The following is a 14,065-nucleotide window of genomic DNA, read 5'->3' as shown; positions in this document are numbered from 1 at the left end:
AGGAGCAAAGCGAACAAGCGGTAAATCCTGCCCCCGCAACCAACAAAAACGCCGCTAAGTCAGTGACTTGGCGGCGTTCTCGTGTTTGGGGCACTGAGCATCGTGGCAAGCGGGTAAGCAGGAGGTAAGCACACATGCTTACCGCGACATGCGAGATACAGCCTTTCCCCACCTTATGATGAGCTCCACGGCTCCGGCGAAACGTCGGACGGGCTGTTCAAGCACAGCAGGAGGCGCGTCTGGCCGGTTCCGGCGATGGGCGGGGAGCGGTGGACGATGCCGTCCGCGTCGGCCGCCATCTTGCCCTTGAAGATCGCGACATCGCCGGCCTCTAACCGCTCGATGGGGCCGTTATAATCCTTCTGCGCCTGCAGGGCAGCCTCGGCATGGGCGGGGGCAATCCATTCCGTCGCCGGGCCGCGATATGTCGTCAGCAGCCGCACCGGCACATAGTCGCGATGGAACTTCCAGCAGGAATCGTGGCTCACGGCCTCCAGCCTGATATCGACCGTCTCGTTGGCGGTAATAGCGGCGAAGGCGCGTGTCAGAGCCTCGATATCGCTGACCAGCCAGTCGCGCATCGGCCCGGCCGGCAGTCCGGATTGTTCCATGGCAGAAGCCACCGCACGGCGGGTATCGGCTGGCCGGACGAGCAGACGGCTGTGCGGCAGATGTTCCCTATCCTGCGCCGCCAGCCAGTCGGCCAGGCCAGCGGGCAGCCTGCGCCGCCAGAGGGTAAGCGCCGTGCCCGGCCGGGTGATGGCCGACAGCCCGGCAGGGTTGCGGCACTCGACGACCGGCTGGCCGTCGGCCGGCGGCAGTCCGGCGCGGTTCAGGATCATGATACCGCCCGCCGCCAGACCGGGAACGGGTCTTCCAGCTCTTTCCATACGTCGAAATCGAGCGTGAGGGCGTCGGCGTCTCCCAGCAGGCAGGCATCCAGCCGGCGGCGGATCTCGGCCTCGTCCATATGGGCGCCGATGAAGACGATCTCCTGCCGCCGGTCGCCATAGACCGCATCCCAGGCGCGGGCGATATGCCGGCGCCATTCCGGATCGTCGGGCCAGCGTTCCTTCGGCACGCTGGTCCACCAGAAACCCATCGCCTCATGCTTCACCAGCGCGCCGGCCTGGCTGAGCTCGCCGACCCAGTCCGGCCGGGTGGCCAGCCAGAAATGCCCCTTGGCGCGGATCACGCCGGGCCAGTCGGCATTCACGAAGTCGAAGAACTTCCGGGGATGGAAGGGCTGGCGGGCGCGATAGGTGAAGCTGCGCACGCCATACTGCTCGCTCTCGGGCGTGTGGTCGGCGAAGCCATAGAGTTCCTTGAACCAGAGCGGGTGCTCCTGCGCCTTGTCGAAATCGAAGCGGCCGGTATCCAGCACCTTGTCCAGCGCCACGCGCGACTGGCTGGTCTCGATCAGCTCCGCATCCGGGTTCAGGGCGCGGATGATCTTGCGGGCGGCATCCAGCGCCTCCGGCGTTGCCACATCAATCTTGTTCAGGATCACCACGTCGGCGAATTCAATCTGCTCGACCAGCAGATTGACGAGGCTGCGCTCATCCTCCTCGCCCAGCGATTCGCCGCGATCCCTCAGGAAATCGGCCGAGGCATAGTCGCGCAGCAGATTGGCCGCATCAACGACGGTGACCATCGTGTCCAGCCGCGCGACATCGGACAGGCTGTCGCCCTCCTCGCTGCGGAAGTCGAAGGTGGCGGCCACCGGCAGCGGTTCGGAAATGCCGGTCGATTCGATCAGCAGATAGTCGAAGCGGCCATCCTCGGCCAGGCGCCGCACCTCGTTCAGCAGGTCGTCGCGCAGGGTGCAGCAGATGCAGCCATTGGTCATCTCGACCAGGGTTTCCTCGGTGCGGCTGAGATCGGCACCGCCCTCGCGGATCAGGTCGGCGTCGATATTCACCTCGCTCATGTCGTTCACGATCACCGCGACGCGCCGGCCCTCGCGGTTGTTCAGGACGTGGTTCATCAAGGTCGTCTTCCCGGCCCCCAGGAAACCGGAAAGAACGGTGACGGGCAGGCGGGGATCGGTCGCTTGGGGATCAGACTGTCGGGCGGTCATCGGTGTCTCGCATATGGCTGGAACCGGGCATTTGATAATACATGTTATAACATAACAATACTGTCGGGCGGCAATAGCCTGCTTCGCCGCCTAGTCATTCCGGGACATAGATCATCCGGCCATCGGGCAGCCGGTAGGTCACGCCGGCGCGCACGCCCTGGCCCTCGCCGATCTCGCCCGACGCCTCATAGCGCGTCAGCTCCTCGCCTTCCTTCACGGTGATGCGCATGTCGGCCTCGCCCGGCCGCTCGACCACCACCACCTTGTCGGTGCTGAACGGGTTCAGCGGGTTGCGCAGAATGACGATCATCAGCACCGCGATGACGACGAGGAACAGATCGACCAGATTGACGACGGAGAGGATGGGGTCGTCCAGCTCGTCGCTTTCCAGGAAGCGCATCAGGCTGCCTCCCGCGCGATCTCGATGCGCCGCAATTCCTGCAGCAGCCAGCGGCGGCGGAAGGTCAGCACGAAGAAAGCGATGCTGGCGCTGACCAGGGCCAGCACCACGGCGGAGAAGGCGACGACCATATTCTCGCCAACGCCCTGCGCCTCATTGCGGCTGAGCGCCAGCAGGGCCGGGCCCATCGGGATCATGGTCGCCACCAGCCCCAGCATCGGCGCGCTGCGCGCGACGATGCGCAGCCATTCCAGATGCTGCACGATCCACAGCTCCAGATCGGGGCTGGCGCAGCCCGTCTTGCGGTGATGCACGGCCAGCGGCGAGACATAGCCCGGCCGCCGGCGCTGCCATGCCTCCATGGCGAAGCGCCCCAGCGACCAGAAGCTGTAGATCAGCGCCACCAGAATCAGCACCAGGACCGGCAGCAGGAACAGGCGGGCAATCTCGTACAGCCCGGTTTCGAACATCGTCATCGACTTAAGAACCACCTATGCGAGGGAAGAGGGGGCGACGGAAAAGGGGCGATGGCGTTGCCACAGCGCCCCGCCAAGGAAACAGGAAAACAGGCCAAGCCCGCCCAGCCAGGGCGCCCAGTCCCAGCCGGTTGGCGATGGCGTGGCGCTGACAGCTTCCAGCACCCGGCCGCTCACCGGTTCGATGGCGGCTTCGGCATTCGCGGGCTCCGGTTGCGCGCTGCCGCCGGCCAGATCGAGGCCATAGCCCACTGCCATCGCCTCCAGGAAGGCGCGGGTGGCCAAGGGTGTGGCGCTGGCGGTCGCATCGGCGGTCTCCAGCGCGGCAAGCTGCTGCCAGCGTTCGGTGAGTTGCTGGCGGGTCTCGTCCGCGGCGTCCCAGTAGCCCTTGCGGATCGCCTCGGCCAGCCGCTCGACGAGCTGGCGCTGGGCCGAGGGGTTGTGCTGCTCGAACCAGTCCGCGAGGCCCAGATTGCGGCTGTCCATGACGTAACTGTCGTGGATCGCCTGCCACTGGTCGGCGCGCACGGTCTCCGGCGCGGTGGCCTGCCAGCCCCAGACATTATTCACGAGATTCAGCATCTCCAGCGTGCCGGCATAGCCTTCCGCCTGCATCGCCTTCATCCAGTGCGGGTTGAGATAGCGGCCGCGCAGCTCATCGGCGATGAAGCGGGCGGCGGCCGTCATCTTCGGCTGGGCTTCACGCAGATCGGAGACATAGAGCGCGGGCGAGGCACCATCGAGATGCCGGACCGCCAGCGCGAGACCGCCCAGATATTCGAACGGATGGTCGGTCGCCAGCATGCCATACAGCCGGGAGGAGCGCGCCAGCACGGCCGCGTCGGTGCCCTTCAGCTGGCTGGCGAACAGATTTTCATCCTCCGGTCGCAGCCCCCATTCCTGCGCCCCGAAGGCGTAGTTCAGCCGCTCGAGGAAGGCTTCGGCCAGCGGTGCATCCTCCTCCCACTCGGTGGAGGCGAGCACCCGCTCGGTCAGGCCGCTGCCATAGTCCCCGGGCTGATTGCCGAACAGCCGCAGGCTGGCAAGCTGCTGGGCCCGGTCCCCGGGCACACCCTGCGCCATCAGCCTGTCGGCCAGCAGCCTTGTGTTCGCGGCGACCGCATTGCCTGGTTCTTCCAGCTGTGCCAGCCGATCGATGGCATCGGCCAGCAGCCGCATGAAGCCGTCGAACTGGTCGCGATAGACGCTGGTGACCTGCAGCACCACATCGATGCGCGGCCGGCCCAGCTCCACCGCCGGCACGATCTCCAGCGCGCGCACCCGGCCGCCCTCGTCCCAGACCGGCTGCAGCCCCAGCGCGTGCAGCACCTGGCTTTCCAGCACGCCGAGATGACGCAGCGCCTCCGACGACCACAAAGAGAAGGCCAGCTTCTCCGGCGCGCGGCCCTGATTCTCCGCGCGGAAACTGTCGATCAGCATGTTCAGCGCCTCGCCGCCCGCCGCATAGGCGGCGCGGGTCGGGATCTTGTCGGGCTCGAAAGCGTAGAGGTTCCGACCGCTCGGTACGTCGGGATTGCGGATCGGATCGCCGCCCGAACCGGGCGCCACGAACCGGCCGGCGAGGCCCGCCAGCAGCGCCTCGATCTCGCCGGTTTCGGCGAGCCGGCGGTCGCGCTCCATCGCCAGCGCCACCATCTCGCGCAGCGTCGGGTCAGCGATCTCCTCCAGCGGCGCGCCGTCGCGCAGATGCCGGTGCAGCAGGCGGTAGGCGGGATTCTCCGCCAGCGCCTGGAAATCCTCGACGAACAGCTCCTCCGGCTCGTCGGAGACCAGTTTGTAATAGGGCTCGCCCAGCTGCTGCATCACGGTGCTGAGGCGGTGTTCCGGTGCCGCCGGCAGGCCGAAGCGGTGCAGGCCCAGCGGCATTGCGGCCGCGGCCAGCGCGTGCAGCTGATCGTGCAGGGCGCGGAAGAAGCCGGGGAAATCGGCAATGATGGCGGCTTCCTCCCAGCCAATGTCTTTATGCAGCTCGGCGGCGATGGCGGCCTCGCGGATCTGCGCCTCGGTGCGGTCGCGCACGGCACCTTCCGCCAGCTGCCCATATTCATGGATCAGGGCGTGCAGGTCGCGCAGCTCGTCATACAGGCCGGCCGGCGCGAAGGGCGGCGTCTGATGGCTGACCGTGACCGCCCGGCCGCGCCGCTTGGCCTGGATCGCCTCGCCGATATTGTCCTGGATATAGGGGTAGAAGACCGGCATCGCGCCAAGTGCGAGGAAAGGGTAGTCGCCGGTCCACAGTCCGCGATCCTTGCCCGGCAGCCATTCCTGCGTGCCATGCGTGCCGAAATGGATCAGCGCGTGGGCACCATGGCCCTCACGCAGGAACAGATAGGCGGCGAGGTAGAAATGATCTGGCGGCTCGCGCCCGTCATGATAGGCATGGCCGGGCTTTCCGCCGCGCGGCGGCTGCGGCAGGACCAGCAGATTTCCCAGCTTCAGGCGCGGGATCACGAAATGCGGTTCACCGCCGACCTGGCGCACCGCCCAATGGCTGTTCGGCAGCCCCCAGCGGTCGAGCAGCGGAGTCCAGGCGGCCGCCGGCAGCGTTTCCAGCCAGTCCCAGTAGCGGCGGAGCGGGAAGGCCTCGGCCAGTCCGGCTTCCAGCAACGCATCCAGCGTCTCCGGCCGGTACAGCCCGCCCAGCATCGCCTGCCCGGCCCCGATCAGCGCCGCCTCCCCGGTGGCCGGCACGCTATAGCCGGCCTCGGCCAGCGCGCCGGTCAGTGCCTCCAGGCTGGCCGGCACATTCAGGTGCGAGGCGGACAGGTTCTTCTCGCCCGCCGGATAGTTCCAGAACAGTAAGGCCAGGCGCTTGTCGGCCGGCGGCGTGTGGCGCAGCGTGGCCAGCGCCGCCAGCTTGTCGAGCAGCGCATTCATCTGCTCAGGGATGGGCACGCTTTGGCCAGCCTCCACCGCTTCGATCACCAGCGGGTCGCTCATGCCCCAGCCTTCCGGCACGCTGAGGAAGGGGGCGACCATATGCATCGGTACGCCGCTTTCCGCCGCGCGCCAGCCCTGCTGGTCGCCCTGGCGATAGCCCAGGGCCTGCAGCACCGGAATGTCGAGAGAAAGGAATTCGGCGCTGCGGGCCGGGCCGTTCTGCATATGCTGCAGATTGACCAGCGCCACCGGACCGGCATCCCCGAGGACGGCCTGAATGCCTTCCGGATCGGCGGCGTCGAACCAGAAGGCCAGCGGCACGAGGCCGCGCGCCTCGGCGCCGGCGATCAGCGCATCGACCACCGTCGTCTGCATGTTCGACAGGGTGCCGGGATGAATGGCGAAGGCAACGCGCGGGGCGTCCATCTGCCAGCGGCCTGCACCCCAGGCGAGATAATCTGAAACGCCGCCAAAGGGTTGCGGCGCTGCCGGATGATGAAAGCCGGTCTTCGGCAGGGCGACGGGCGGCGGTACCTGCGCGGCATCGGTGCCACTATGCCAGGCGGAAAGGGTTGCCAGCATGTTGCGCAGATTGGCCTCGCCGCCATTGCCGTAATAGCCGATCAGCAACCGCGCGCGGTCCGGCGGCAGACCCTCGAAGGCTGGCCGTCCGCCGCCGATCCGGACCCACGGCACGCCGGCAACGGCCAGCGCATCGCCGAGCTTCTGCTGAACCTGCGCCAGATCGTTCGGCCGTGGCGTGTCGAGGATCGCCAGACCGGCCCCGGCCAGCCACTCGGCCGGCGTGCCCGGCATACGGTCCACATTGACCGCGCGCACCGGCACGCCCGCCTCCCTGCCCCACGCCGCGAGCCGGTCCAGCTTGCCGGGCAGCACGAAGCTGTTGGTCAGGATGACGAGGCTGGCCCGCTCGCCGGCCTGTGCGGGAATGCTTGCGGTAAACAATGCCGCCAGCAGCAGGAGGGCGATGCGCATCATGGTCAGAAGCTGTAGTTCAGGCCAACCCAGAGTAGCCGCCCTGCCTCGGCATAGGGGAAGCTGGCGGTCTTTTCGGCCAGCCGCTCATCGGTCAGATTCTGCAGGCCGATCAGCAGGGTCGCCTGCTCGGTCAGCGGCTGGGCGATATCCACCGACCAGATCGTATAGTCCGGCAGCCTTTCGGTTCCGCTCGTCACATTGACCAGCTGGGTGCCGGTATAGTCGCCGACCAGCCGGGCACGCATCCCGTTATCGGCGAACCAGGTGAGGCTGGCATTGGCGGCATGGCGCGGCCGTTCCGCCAGTTCGGCACCGGTGCCGCGATTTTCCGTGTCGAGGTAGGTGTAGTTGGCATCGAAGCGCAGCCAGGATGTCAGATCGACACCGCCGCCAAGCTCCAGCCCCCGGATGCGTGCCCGCTCGACATTGCTGTAGGTCCGGCGCTCGGCGCGCGGCACGCCGCACGACGCGATGCAGCTGGTCTCGATCAGATCCTCCAGATCGTTCTGGAACAGGCTTCCGCGCAGCGACCAGCCGCGTGTCTCGTACTCCGCCCCGACCTCATACATGGTGTTGATTTCGGGCTTCAGATCCGGATTGCCGACGATGGTGAAGCGCCCGCCCGCCGCGCTGGCGCTGTAGCCTGGCGAGAGCTGCTTCAGGGTCGGTGCCTTGAAGCCCCGGCCCACACCGCCCTTCAGGGTCAGTCCGTCCGACAGGTGATAGACCAGATAGGCACGTGGGCTATTATGCCAGCCGAACTCCTCATGCCGGTCGGCGCGGTTGCCCAGCAGCAGGGACAGATCGTCGGACAGCGTGATCTCGTCCTGCAGGAATACCGCATGATGGTCGGCTTCGTCAGTGCCGAGGCTGTTAACGGTCGGATCTTCGAGCTGTTCGCGCCGCAATTCGCCGCCGAAGGTGAATGTGTTCCAGCCCAGTGCCGGCACGCTGACATGGCCATCGACGATGTCATCGGTCAGCTTGTGCGGGCCGCTGACCTCGCCCCGCGTCCGCAAATTCTCGCGCTCCAGCTCGGTCCGGTAGGCGCGCAGCTCCGACTTTCCCCAATCCCAGTCGCCACGATGCGACAGGGCGAACTGCCGGCGTTCCACCTCATCCGTGGAGGTATAGACATAGGGGGCAGGGCCGGTCTGCAAGGGATTGCGCGCAGGCTCTGCCGAGCCATAGCACCGGGGCAGATCGATCCGCTGCTGACTGTCCGGCGTCCAGGTGAGGGTGGCGCTGCCGGTGCGGGCATCGCGCCGCTCGATCTCGGACAGGCGGGGATCGGCGGCGTCGGGCGTCTCGCCACGGCCGCGTGTCTCGGCATAGACGCTGAGGCCGAGCACGTCCTGCACCAGCGGACCGCCGACATAGGTGCCCGCCTGGTAGGTATTGCCGCCATCGCCCTGCTGCACGCCGCCCTTCACCGACACGCTGCCCTTCCAACGGTCGGTCGCCCGCCGGGTGATGATGTTTACGACGCCGCCCAGCGCATCCGAACCATAGAGCGAGGACATCGGCCCGCGCACGACCTCGATGCGCTCGATGGCTTCCACGGGAACCCAGTTCAGATCGTAGTCGGCATGGGCGATGGCACTGGCGGCGCTGTTGATCCGCCGTCCGTCCACCAGCATCAGCGTGTGCTCGACCGGCATGCCGCGAATACTGATGCCGCGCCGGCCAAGGCCGATGCCGCTGATGGTGATGCCGGGGACGCCGCGCAGCGCCTCCGCCATATCCTGCACCGGCCGCTCGCGCAGATCGTCCCCCGAGACCACGGAAATGGTCGCCGGCGCGTCGCGCTGCTCCTGCTCCGCGGTTGTCGCCGTCACCACCACCGGCGACAGTCGGATTTCCTCCGCCTGTGCCAGACCCGCCATTCCGCACAGCGACAACAGCCCCACCGCGGCGCGGGCTGGCAGCAGCCCGGCGCCTCGGTTCGTCTTCGCGATACTCATCTGAAAACCCCTTCCGACAGATAGGCGCAAGCCGGGATTCCCCGTCCCGGTCGCGTGATACTATACGTTATAACATAACATTTTTTGATTTTGTCAATGCGCCAATCGGAAGGGTGTTGACGTCTGGTGTGATATGTAACAATAAAAGTTACATGAATAGAGACAGCCGCCTTTCTCTTGTCCTGCATGCGCTGCTCCACATGACGGAACGGCCAGGCCCGATGACGTCGGAAGCGCTCAGCCTTTGCCTTGGAACCAATCCGGTGGTCGTGCGCCGCACCATGGGGCTGTTGCGTACGGCCGGGCTGGTGAGCTCGGACCGCGGACATGCGGGAGGATGGCGGATATCGGTGGATATCTCGGCCATAACGCTCCGCCAGTTGCATGAGGCGCTGGGCGAACCGATGCTGTTCGCCATCGGCAATCGCCATGAGAACCCCGATTGCCTGGTCGAGCAGGCGGTGAATATCGCGCTCGACAGCGCCTTTGCCGAGGCCGAGGCGCTGCTGCTGGAGCGCTTTGCGGAGGTCACACTGGCCGATCTCGCCCGGGACTTCAGGCGCCTCCATGCGGCGAGGCGCGATGGAAAGGAACAGACATGCAGCATGATGTGATCGTGATCGGCGGCAGCTATGCCGGCATGGCGGCAGCCCTGCAGCTTTTGCGGGCGCGCAGGCGCGTGCTGGTGATCGATGCCGGCCAACGGCGCAACCGCTTCGCCGCACGTTCGCACGGCTTCCTGGGGCAGGATGGGGCCGATCCGGGCGAGATCGCGCGGACTGCCCGCGCACAGCTGCAGGCCTATCCGACCCTGGAGTGGGTGGAGGGGACCGCGAGTGCCGCCACCGGCGCGAAGGATGGTTTCAGCGTGACCCTGGCGGATGGTGCAGGCCATGCCGGCCGGCGGATTCTGCTGGCCACTGGTGTGTCAGACCAGCTTCCCCCGGTTGCCGGGCTGGCGGAGCGTTGGGGGCGGACAGTGTTTCACTGCCCCTATTGCCATGGTTATGAGCTGGACCGGGGGCGGATCGGCGTGATCGCCACGGGGCCGATGTCTGTTCATCAGGCAAAGCTTCTGCCGGAATGGGGCGAGGTGACCTTCTTCACGAATGAGGCGCTGACATTGGAGCCGCTGGACCGGCAGGACCTTGCGCGGCGGCAGGTCACCATTGAGGAGATGCCGATCGAGCGGATATCCGGCGACGCGGACGTCGTTATGCGCGATGGCCGGGAACTGGCGTTCGCTGGACTGTTCACCGCCTCGCGCTGTGTGCCGGCCTCGCCGCTCGCCGCGGAAATGGGCTGCGAGATGATGGAAACGCCGATGGGGATACAGGTCCAGACCAGTTCGGCCAAGGAAACCAGCATCCCCGGTGTCTATGCCTGCGGTGATGCCGCGCGCGTGCCGCATTCGGTGTCGCTTGCCGTGGGCGATGGCGCCTGGGCCGGGGCGCAGCTTCACCGCTCGCTTGTCTGGCCCGACGACTAAGGGCAACCGCAAGATGGCAGCTAGGCCGTGCCGACCCGGCGCTGGAACCAGGTCGAGCTGATCCAGCTGCCGTTCTTCTGCGCATATTCCCGGAAGGTGCCAACCTCTTCGAAACCCAGGCGGCGGTGCAGGGCCAGCGAGCCCGGATTGGGCAGCGCCACACCGGCCACGGCAAGATGCACCGGTTGCTCCGCCAGGCGCTGCAGCAGCGCGGCATAGAGGCGAAAGCCGAAGCCGCGCCCGTGCCATTCCGGATGCAGGTAGATGCTGGTCTCGACCGTGGTGTCGAAGGCGGGTCCGGGCCGGTACGGGCTGCTGTAGGTGCTGCCAATCACGATGCCGTCGACTTCGCCCACCAGCAGCTGGTGCCTTCCGGCGCCGTAGCTCTCGAACCAGGGCCGGCGCGACTCGACGGTATGAGGCACCGTCGCGAAGGTGACATGCCCGTTGGCGACATAATGGTTGAAGATGCCGACCAGGGCTGGCAGGTCGGATATCACCCCCGGCCGGACAATCAGCGCATCCATGCCAGCACCTCCATGATTGTGCTCCGTATCTGTCTGGCCGGTACTGTAACGGCACGGCTTCCGGGACGCAGGACGGCATTTCGGTATCGCCGCGGACAGAAATGTATCGGTCGGGTCATTGGCCCTGGCATCGAACCGACCTTCTGCACCTGATCAAACGACCGCTTATAGAGTTTCAGCGCCCAGAATCCGCGAACGTTAAGGCCCGCCGTTATCAGTGGCGGGCCTTGTTTTTTCTGCCGTTAGCGGCTTTTACCAGGTGGCGCGGACGCTCAGCATCGCGTTGCGCGGTTCGCCCCAATAGCCGTAGTAGGCAAGGTCCGTCAGGTACGCCTCGTCGAAGATGTTGTTCAGGTTCAATGCCGCGCTGACATTGTCGGTCAGCTGGTAACGCAGCATCAGATCGACGATGGTGAAATCATCCTGACGGAATTCGGCGCCGCTGATCTGCGAATAGGCGTCGCCCTGCCAGCGCAGATTGCCGCCGACCGTGAGGTCGCGCCACTCGCCCGGCAGGCGGTAGGTGGAGAACAGCTTGAAGCTGTCCTTCGGGATGTTGGTGGTCAGCCGCGTGCCGTTAGCGTCCTCCGGCACGGCCCGGCTGTAGCCGCCACCGATCTGCCAGCCCGGCATCAGCTCGCCGTTCATCTCCACCTCGAAGCCCTTGCTGGTGGTGCCCTGCGCCGCCCTGTAGGCCTGCGACCCGTCGGGCGCGAACTGGCCGGGGTCGATGACCGCCAGATTGTCCTGCTCGATCTTGAAGACGGCAAAGCTGGCGTTCAGCAGCCCGCCATAGAATTCCGCCTTCACGCCGGCCTCATAGGCGTTGCCTTCCAGCGGGTCCAGCGTCAGGCCGGCGCTGTTCTTCTGCGACTGCGGCTTGAAGATGCTGGTGTAGCTGGCATAGACCGACCAGATATCGGTCAGGTCGTACACGATGCCGGCATAGGGCACCAGCACGCCGTTTTCCGCCCGCTTGGTGGCGCTGGAAGCGCCGCTGTCGGGGAAGCTGCGGCTTTCCTGTTCCCATTTGGCGAGGCGGCTGCCCAGGATGACCGAGAGGGCATCGGTCGGGCGCAGACGGGTCGCGGCATAGACGCCGTACTGGCGCTCCTTTTCCTCGGACCAGCCGGTCGGCTCGAGTGCCGGCTGCGCGATCTCGCCATTCCAGGTGAAGTAGTTCGGGATGCTGGGGTCGTAGTCATCGAGATACCAGAGCGGATAGTCCTGCCCTTTCCGGTGCGCGTGATAGCCGCTGGCGCCGACCATCAGTTCGTGACGGCGGCCGAGCAACTCGTAGGGCCCGGACAGATCGACGCCGATCGAGGTCTGCTCCAGATCGGAATTCCAGCGCCCCGGCCAGATGCCCATGCCGGTGCCGTCCCGGTTCAGGCTGCCGCGCACGCCATAGCCCAGCATCCCGTCATATTCCCGCCAGGAATTTTCGATATCCAGCTTCACCTTCCAGCCGTCGCCGAACCGGTGCTCCAGGCTGCCGAAGGCGGTCAGATTGTCGTGCATGAAATAGGCCCAGTTCGCCGCCGAATTGATCGAGCGCGAGAAATCCGTGGGCGTGCCGTCGGCATAGAGCAGGGGGAAGCCGCCGCGCGAGGCCTGATCGGAATTGTGCTTCTGATATTCCAGCCCGACGGTCAGCAGCGTGTCCTCAGACAGATCAGCTTCCAGCGTGCCATAGGCGACCCGCTTGTCCATCTCCAGCCAGTCGATGAAGGAATCGCTGTCCTGATAGGCAGTGACAAAGCGGCCGCGCAGCTTTCCATTCTCGACCAGAGGGCCAGAAATGTCCGTCTCCCCCCGATAGTGGTCCCAGGAGCCGACCTGCCCCTCGACATAGCCCTGGAAATGGGCGGTCGGGCGCTTGCGCACCAGGTTGACCGAGGCCGAGGGATCGCCGACGCCGTTCAGCAGGCCGGTCGAGCCGCGCACGATCTCCACTCGGTCATAGGTCGCCAGATCGGCGATTTCGTCGTTGAAGCCATAGACCGTGGAGCGCGGAATGCCGTTCACCTGGAAATTGCTCAGCACGAAGCCGCGCGAATAGACCTGGTTGCCGTCGGTACCCAGCGCGCCGGACTCCACCAGCGTGAGGCCGACAGCCTGGTTCAGCGCATCCTTCATTTCGTTCAGCCCCTGATCGTCCAGGCGCTGGCGTGTCATCACGGTGACCGATTGCGGCGTCTCGCGGATCGACAGATCGAGTTTGGTAGCAGAGCTGCTGGACCCGATGGTGTAGGAACCCGTGCCCTCGCTCTTGCCCGGATCGGCACTACGGGCACCCTCGACCCGTACGGGGGAAAGCTGCAGCGCGCCATCGCCGCTGCGCTGCGGCTGGCGCAGCTCAATGGTTTTCGCATCCAGCTGCAGCCAGGTCAGGCCGCTGCCCGCCAGCAGCCGGTCCAGCGCCTCAGACGGGGCCATGCTGCCTTTTAGCGGCTGTGAGGTCAGCCCCTGGGCGATTGCGCTATCCATCGTAACCTGAAGCCCTGCCTGCCTGCCGAAGCTGGTAAGTGCCCTGGAGAGCGGCTGTGCCGGAATATCGAAGGCGATCCGTTCCGCTTGCGCGACCTGCACGCGCCCGGCTGCCTGTGCTTGTGCCTGAGGGAAGGCGGCGGTCAAGGCCAGCATAGACGTCGCCAGAAACAGGGCGGCGGGCACGGCCCGGCTGCGTGTGGTGGCCGGCAGGCCGTTGCCGGCTTCGGATGGCGCGGTCATACAGGGTTCCCCTTCCCGATACGCGAATGAAACAAATATCCCCATTCTGCAAACAACTCGCATTTGCAGTTCGTAACAGACGAAACCCGCGCCCGGATTTTCAAAAATAAATTTTGGCAGGGCGCTCAGCCGCGGCTGAGGATCAGCAGGTAGGGGGTGATTTGCGTCACTGTGCCGCCATGCGGGCGCAGGATCGCGGCCAGCGCCGATGCTGGATCGGTGAGGTCATAGACGCCGGTGACCTTGCGGGCAGCGAGGTCGCTGTCGTTCAGCAGGATCAGCCCGCGATGGTATCGGCGTAGCCGGTCTGATCCACCCCCATTGAACGGGTCCACCTTGAAGTATGGTTTTGACCATGAAGGAGGACCACAATGGCAAACAAGCGACACAAGCCCGACGAGATCGTCACGAAGCTTCGGCAGGTTGAGGTTTTGCGCGGCCAAGGCATGGCGATGGCGGATGCCGTTCGCCAGATCGGCGTTTCCGAACTGACGTT

General features: G+C 65.9%; 11 protein-coding genes and 1 pseudogene. 3 read left to right on the top strand and 9 right to left on the bottom strand.

Annotated elements, in window-relative coordinates; translation table 11 throughout:
* Window positions 1–173: 173 nt before the first annotated feature.
* From MK313_RS16305 to MK313_RS16280, 6 genes are all read right to left on the bottom strand, one after another.
* On the bottom strand, window positions 174–842 hold the full coding sequence (locus MK313_RS16305) for a DUF1826 domain-containing protein (protein ID WP_287782943.1): 669 nt from the start codon (window positions 840–842) through the stop codon (window positions 174–176).
* The gene (gene zigA, locus MK313_RS16300; protein ID WP_287782941.1) at window positions 839–2,080 is read right to left on the bottom strand and encodes a zinc metallochaperone GTPase ZigA; all 1,242 of its coding nucleotides are present in this window, start codon (window positions 2,078–2,080) and stop codon (window positions 839–841) included. Before zigA ends, MK313_RS16305 begins: the two co-directional genes overlap by 4 nt.
* 94 nt (window positions 2,081–2,174) lie before the next feature.
* Window positions 2,175–2,480 (bottom strand): DUF2149 domain-containing protein, encoded by a 306-nt coding sequence (locus tag MK313_RS16295; protein ID WP_008942999.1) that lies wholly within the window; start codon window positions 2,478–2,480, stop codon window positions 2,175–2,177.
* Entirely contained in the window at window positions 2,480–2,956 is a 477-nt protein-coding gene (locus MK313_RS16290; protein ID WP_287782939.1) for a MotA/TolQ/ExbB proton channel family protein, read from the bottom strand. Before MK313_RS16290 ends, MK313_RS16295 begins: the two co-directional genes overlap by 1 nt.
* Window positions 2,957–2,971: 15 nt before the next feature.
* A complete protein-coding gene (gene cobN, locus MK313_RS16285) occupies window positions 2,972–6,856 on the bottom strand; it encodes a cobaltochelatase subunit CobN (RefSeq protein ID WP_287782938.1) in 3,885 nt (1,294 codons plus the stop codon).
* A 2-nt stretch (window positions 6,857–6,858) separates the two neighbouring features.
* On the bottom strand, window positions 6,859–8,820 hold the full coding sequence (locus MK313_RS16280) for a TonB-dependent receptor domain-containing protein (RefSeq protein ID WP_287782937.1): 1,962 nt from the start codon (window positions 8,818–8,820) through the stop codon (window positions 6,859–6,861).
* A gap of 152 nt (window positions 8,821–8,972) precedes the next feature.
* On the opposite strand from MK313_RS16280, the gene MK313_RS16275 reads away from it, so the two are divergent.
* Together MK313_RS16275 and MK313_RS16270 are read left to right on the top strand one after the other, a co-directional pair.
* Window positions 8,973–9,434 carry an Rrf2 family transcriptional regulator gene (locus MK313_RS16275; protein WP_287782945.1) on the top strand — a complete coding sequence of 154 codons (462 nt, stop codon included), beginning with the start codon at window positions 8,973–8,975 and terminating at the stop codon, window positions 9,432–9,434.
* Window positions 9,419–10,309 carry an NAD(P)/FAD-dependent oxidoreductase gene (locus MK313_RS16270; RefSeq protein WP_287782935.1) on the top strand — a complete coding sequence of 297 codons (891 nt, stop codon included), beginning with the start codon at window positions 9,419–9,421 and terminating at the stop codon, window positions 10,307–10,309. Before MK313_RS16275 ends, MK313_RS16270 begins: the two co-directional genes overlap by 16 nt.
* Window positions 10,310–10,329: 20 nt before the next feature.
* On the opposite strand, the gene MK313_RS16265 is transcribed toward MK313_RS16270, so the two are convergent.
* The 3 genes from MK313_RS16265 to MK313_RS16255 form a co-directional block, all read right to left on the bottom strand.
* On the bottom strand, window positions 10,330–10,836 hold the full coding sequence (locus tag MK313_RS16265; RefSeq protein ID WP_287782933.1) for a GNAT family N-acetyltransferase: 507 nt from the start codon (window positions 10,834–10,836) through the stop codon (window positions 10,330–10,332).
* Window positions 10,837–11,088: 252 nt separating this feature from the next.
* Entirely contained in the window at window positions 11,089–13,569 is a 2,481-nt protein-coding gene (locus tag MK313_RS16260) for a TonB-dependent siderophore receptor (RefSeq protein WP_287782932.1), read from the bottom strand.
* A gap of 125 nt (window positions 13,570–13,694) precedes the next feature.
* A complete protein-coding gene (locus MK313_RS16255) occupies window positions 13,695–13,904 on the bottom strand; it encodes a hypothetical protein (protein ID WP_287782930.1) in 210 nt (69 codons plus the stop codon).
* A gap of 36 nt (window positions 13,905–13,940) precedes the next feature.
* Between MK313_RS16255 and MK313_RS16250 the strand changes: the two are divergent.
* Window positions 13,941–14,065: pseudogene (locus MK313_RS16250) on the top strand (IS3 family transposase); the annotation flags it as partial.

Origin of the sequence: Oceanibaculum sp. (assembly GCF_022449305.1) — a bacterium.
Classification (GTDB): domain Bacteria; phylum Pseudomonadota; class Alphaproteobacteria; order Oceanibaculales; family Oceanibaculaceae; genus Oceanibaculum; species Oceanibaculum indicum.
The sequence above is the reverse complement of the archived record's forward strand: the minus strand, read 5'-3'. Positions and strand labels throughout refer to the sequence as shown.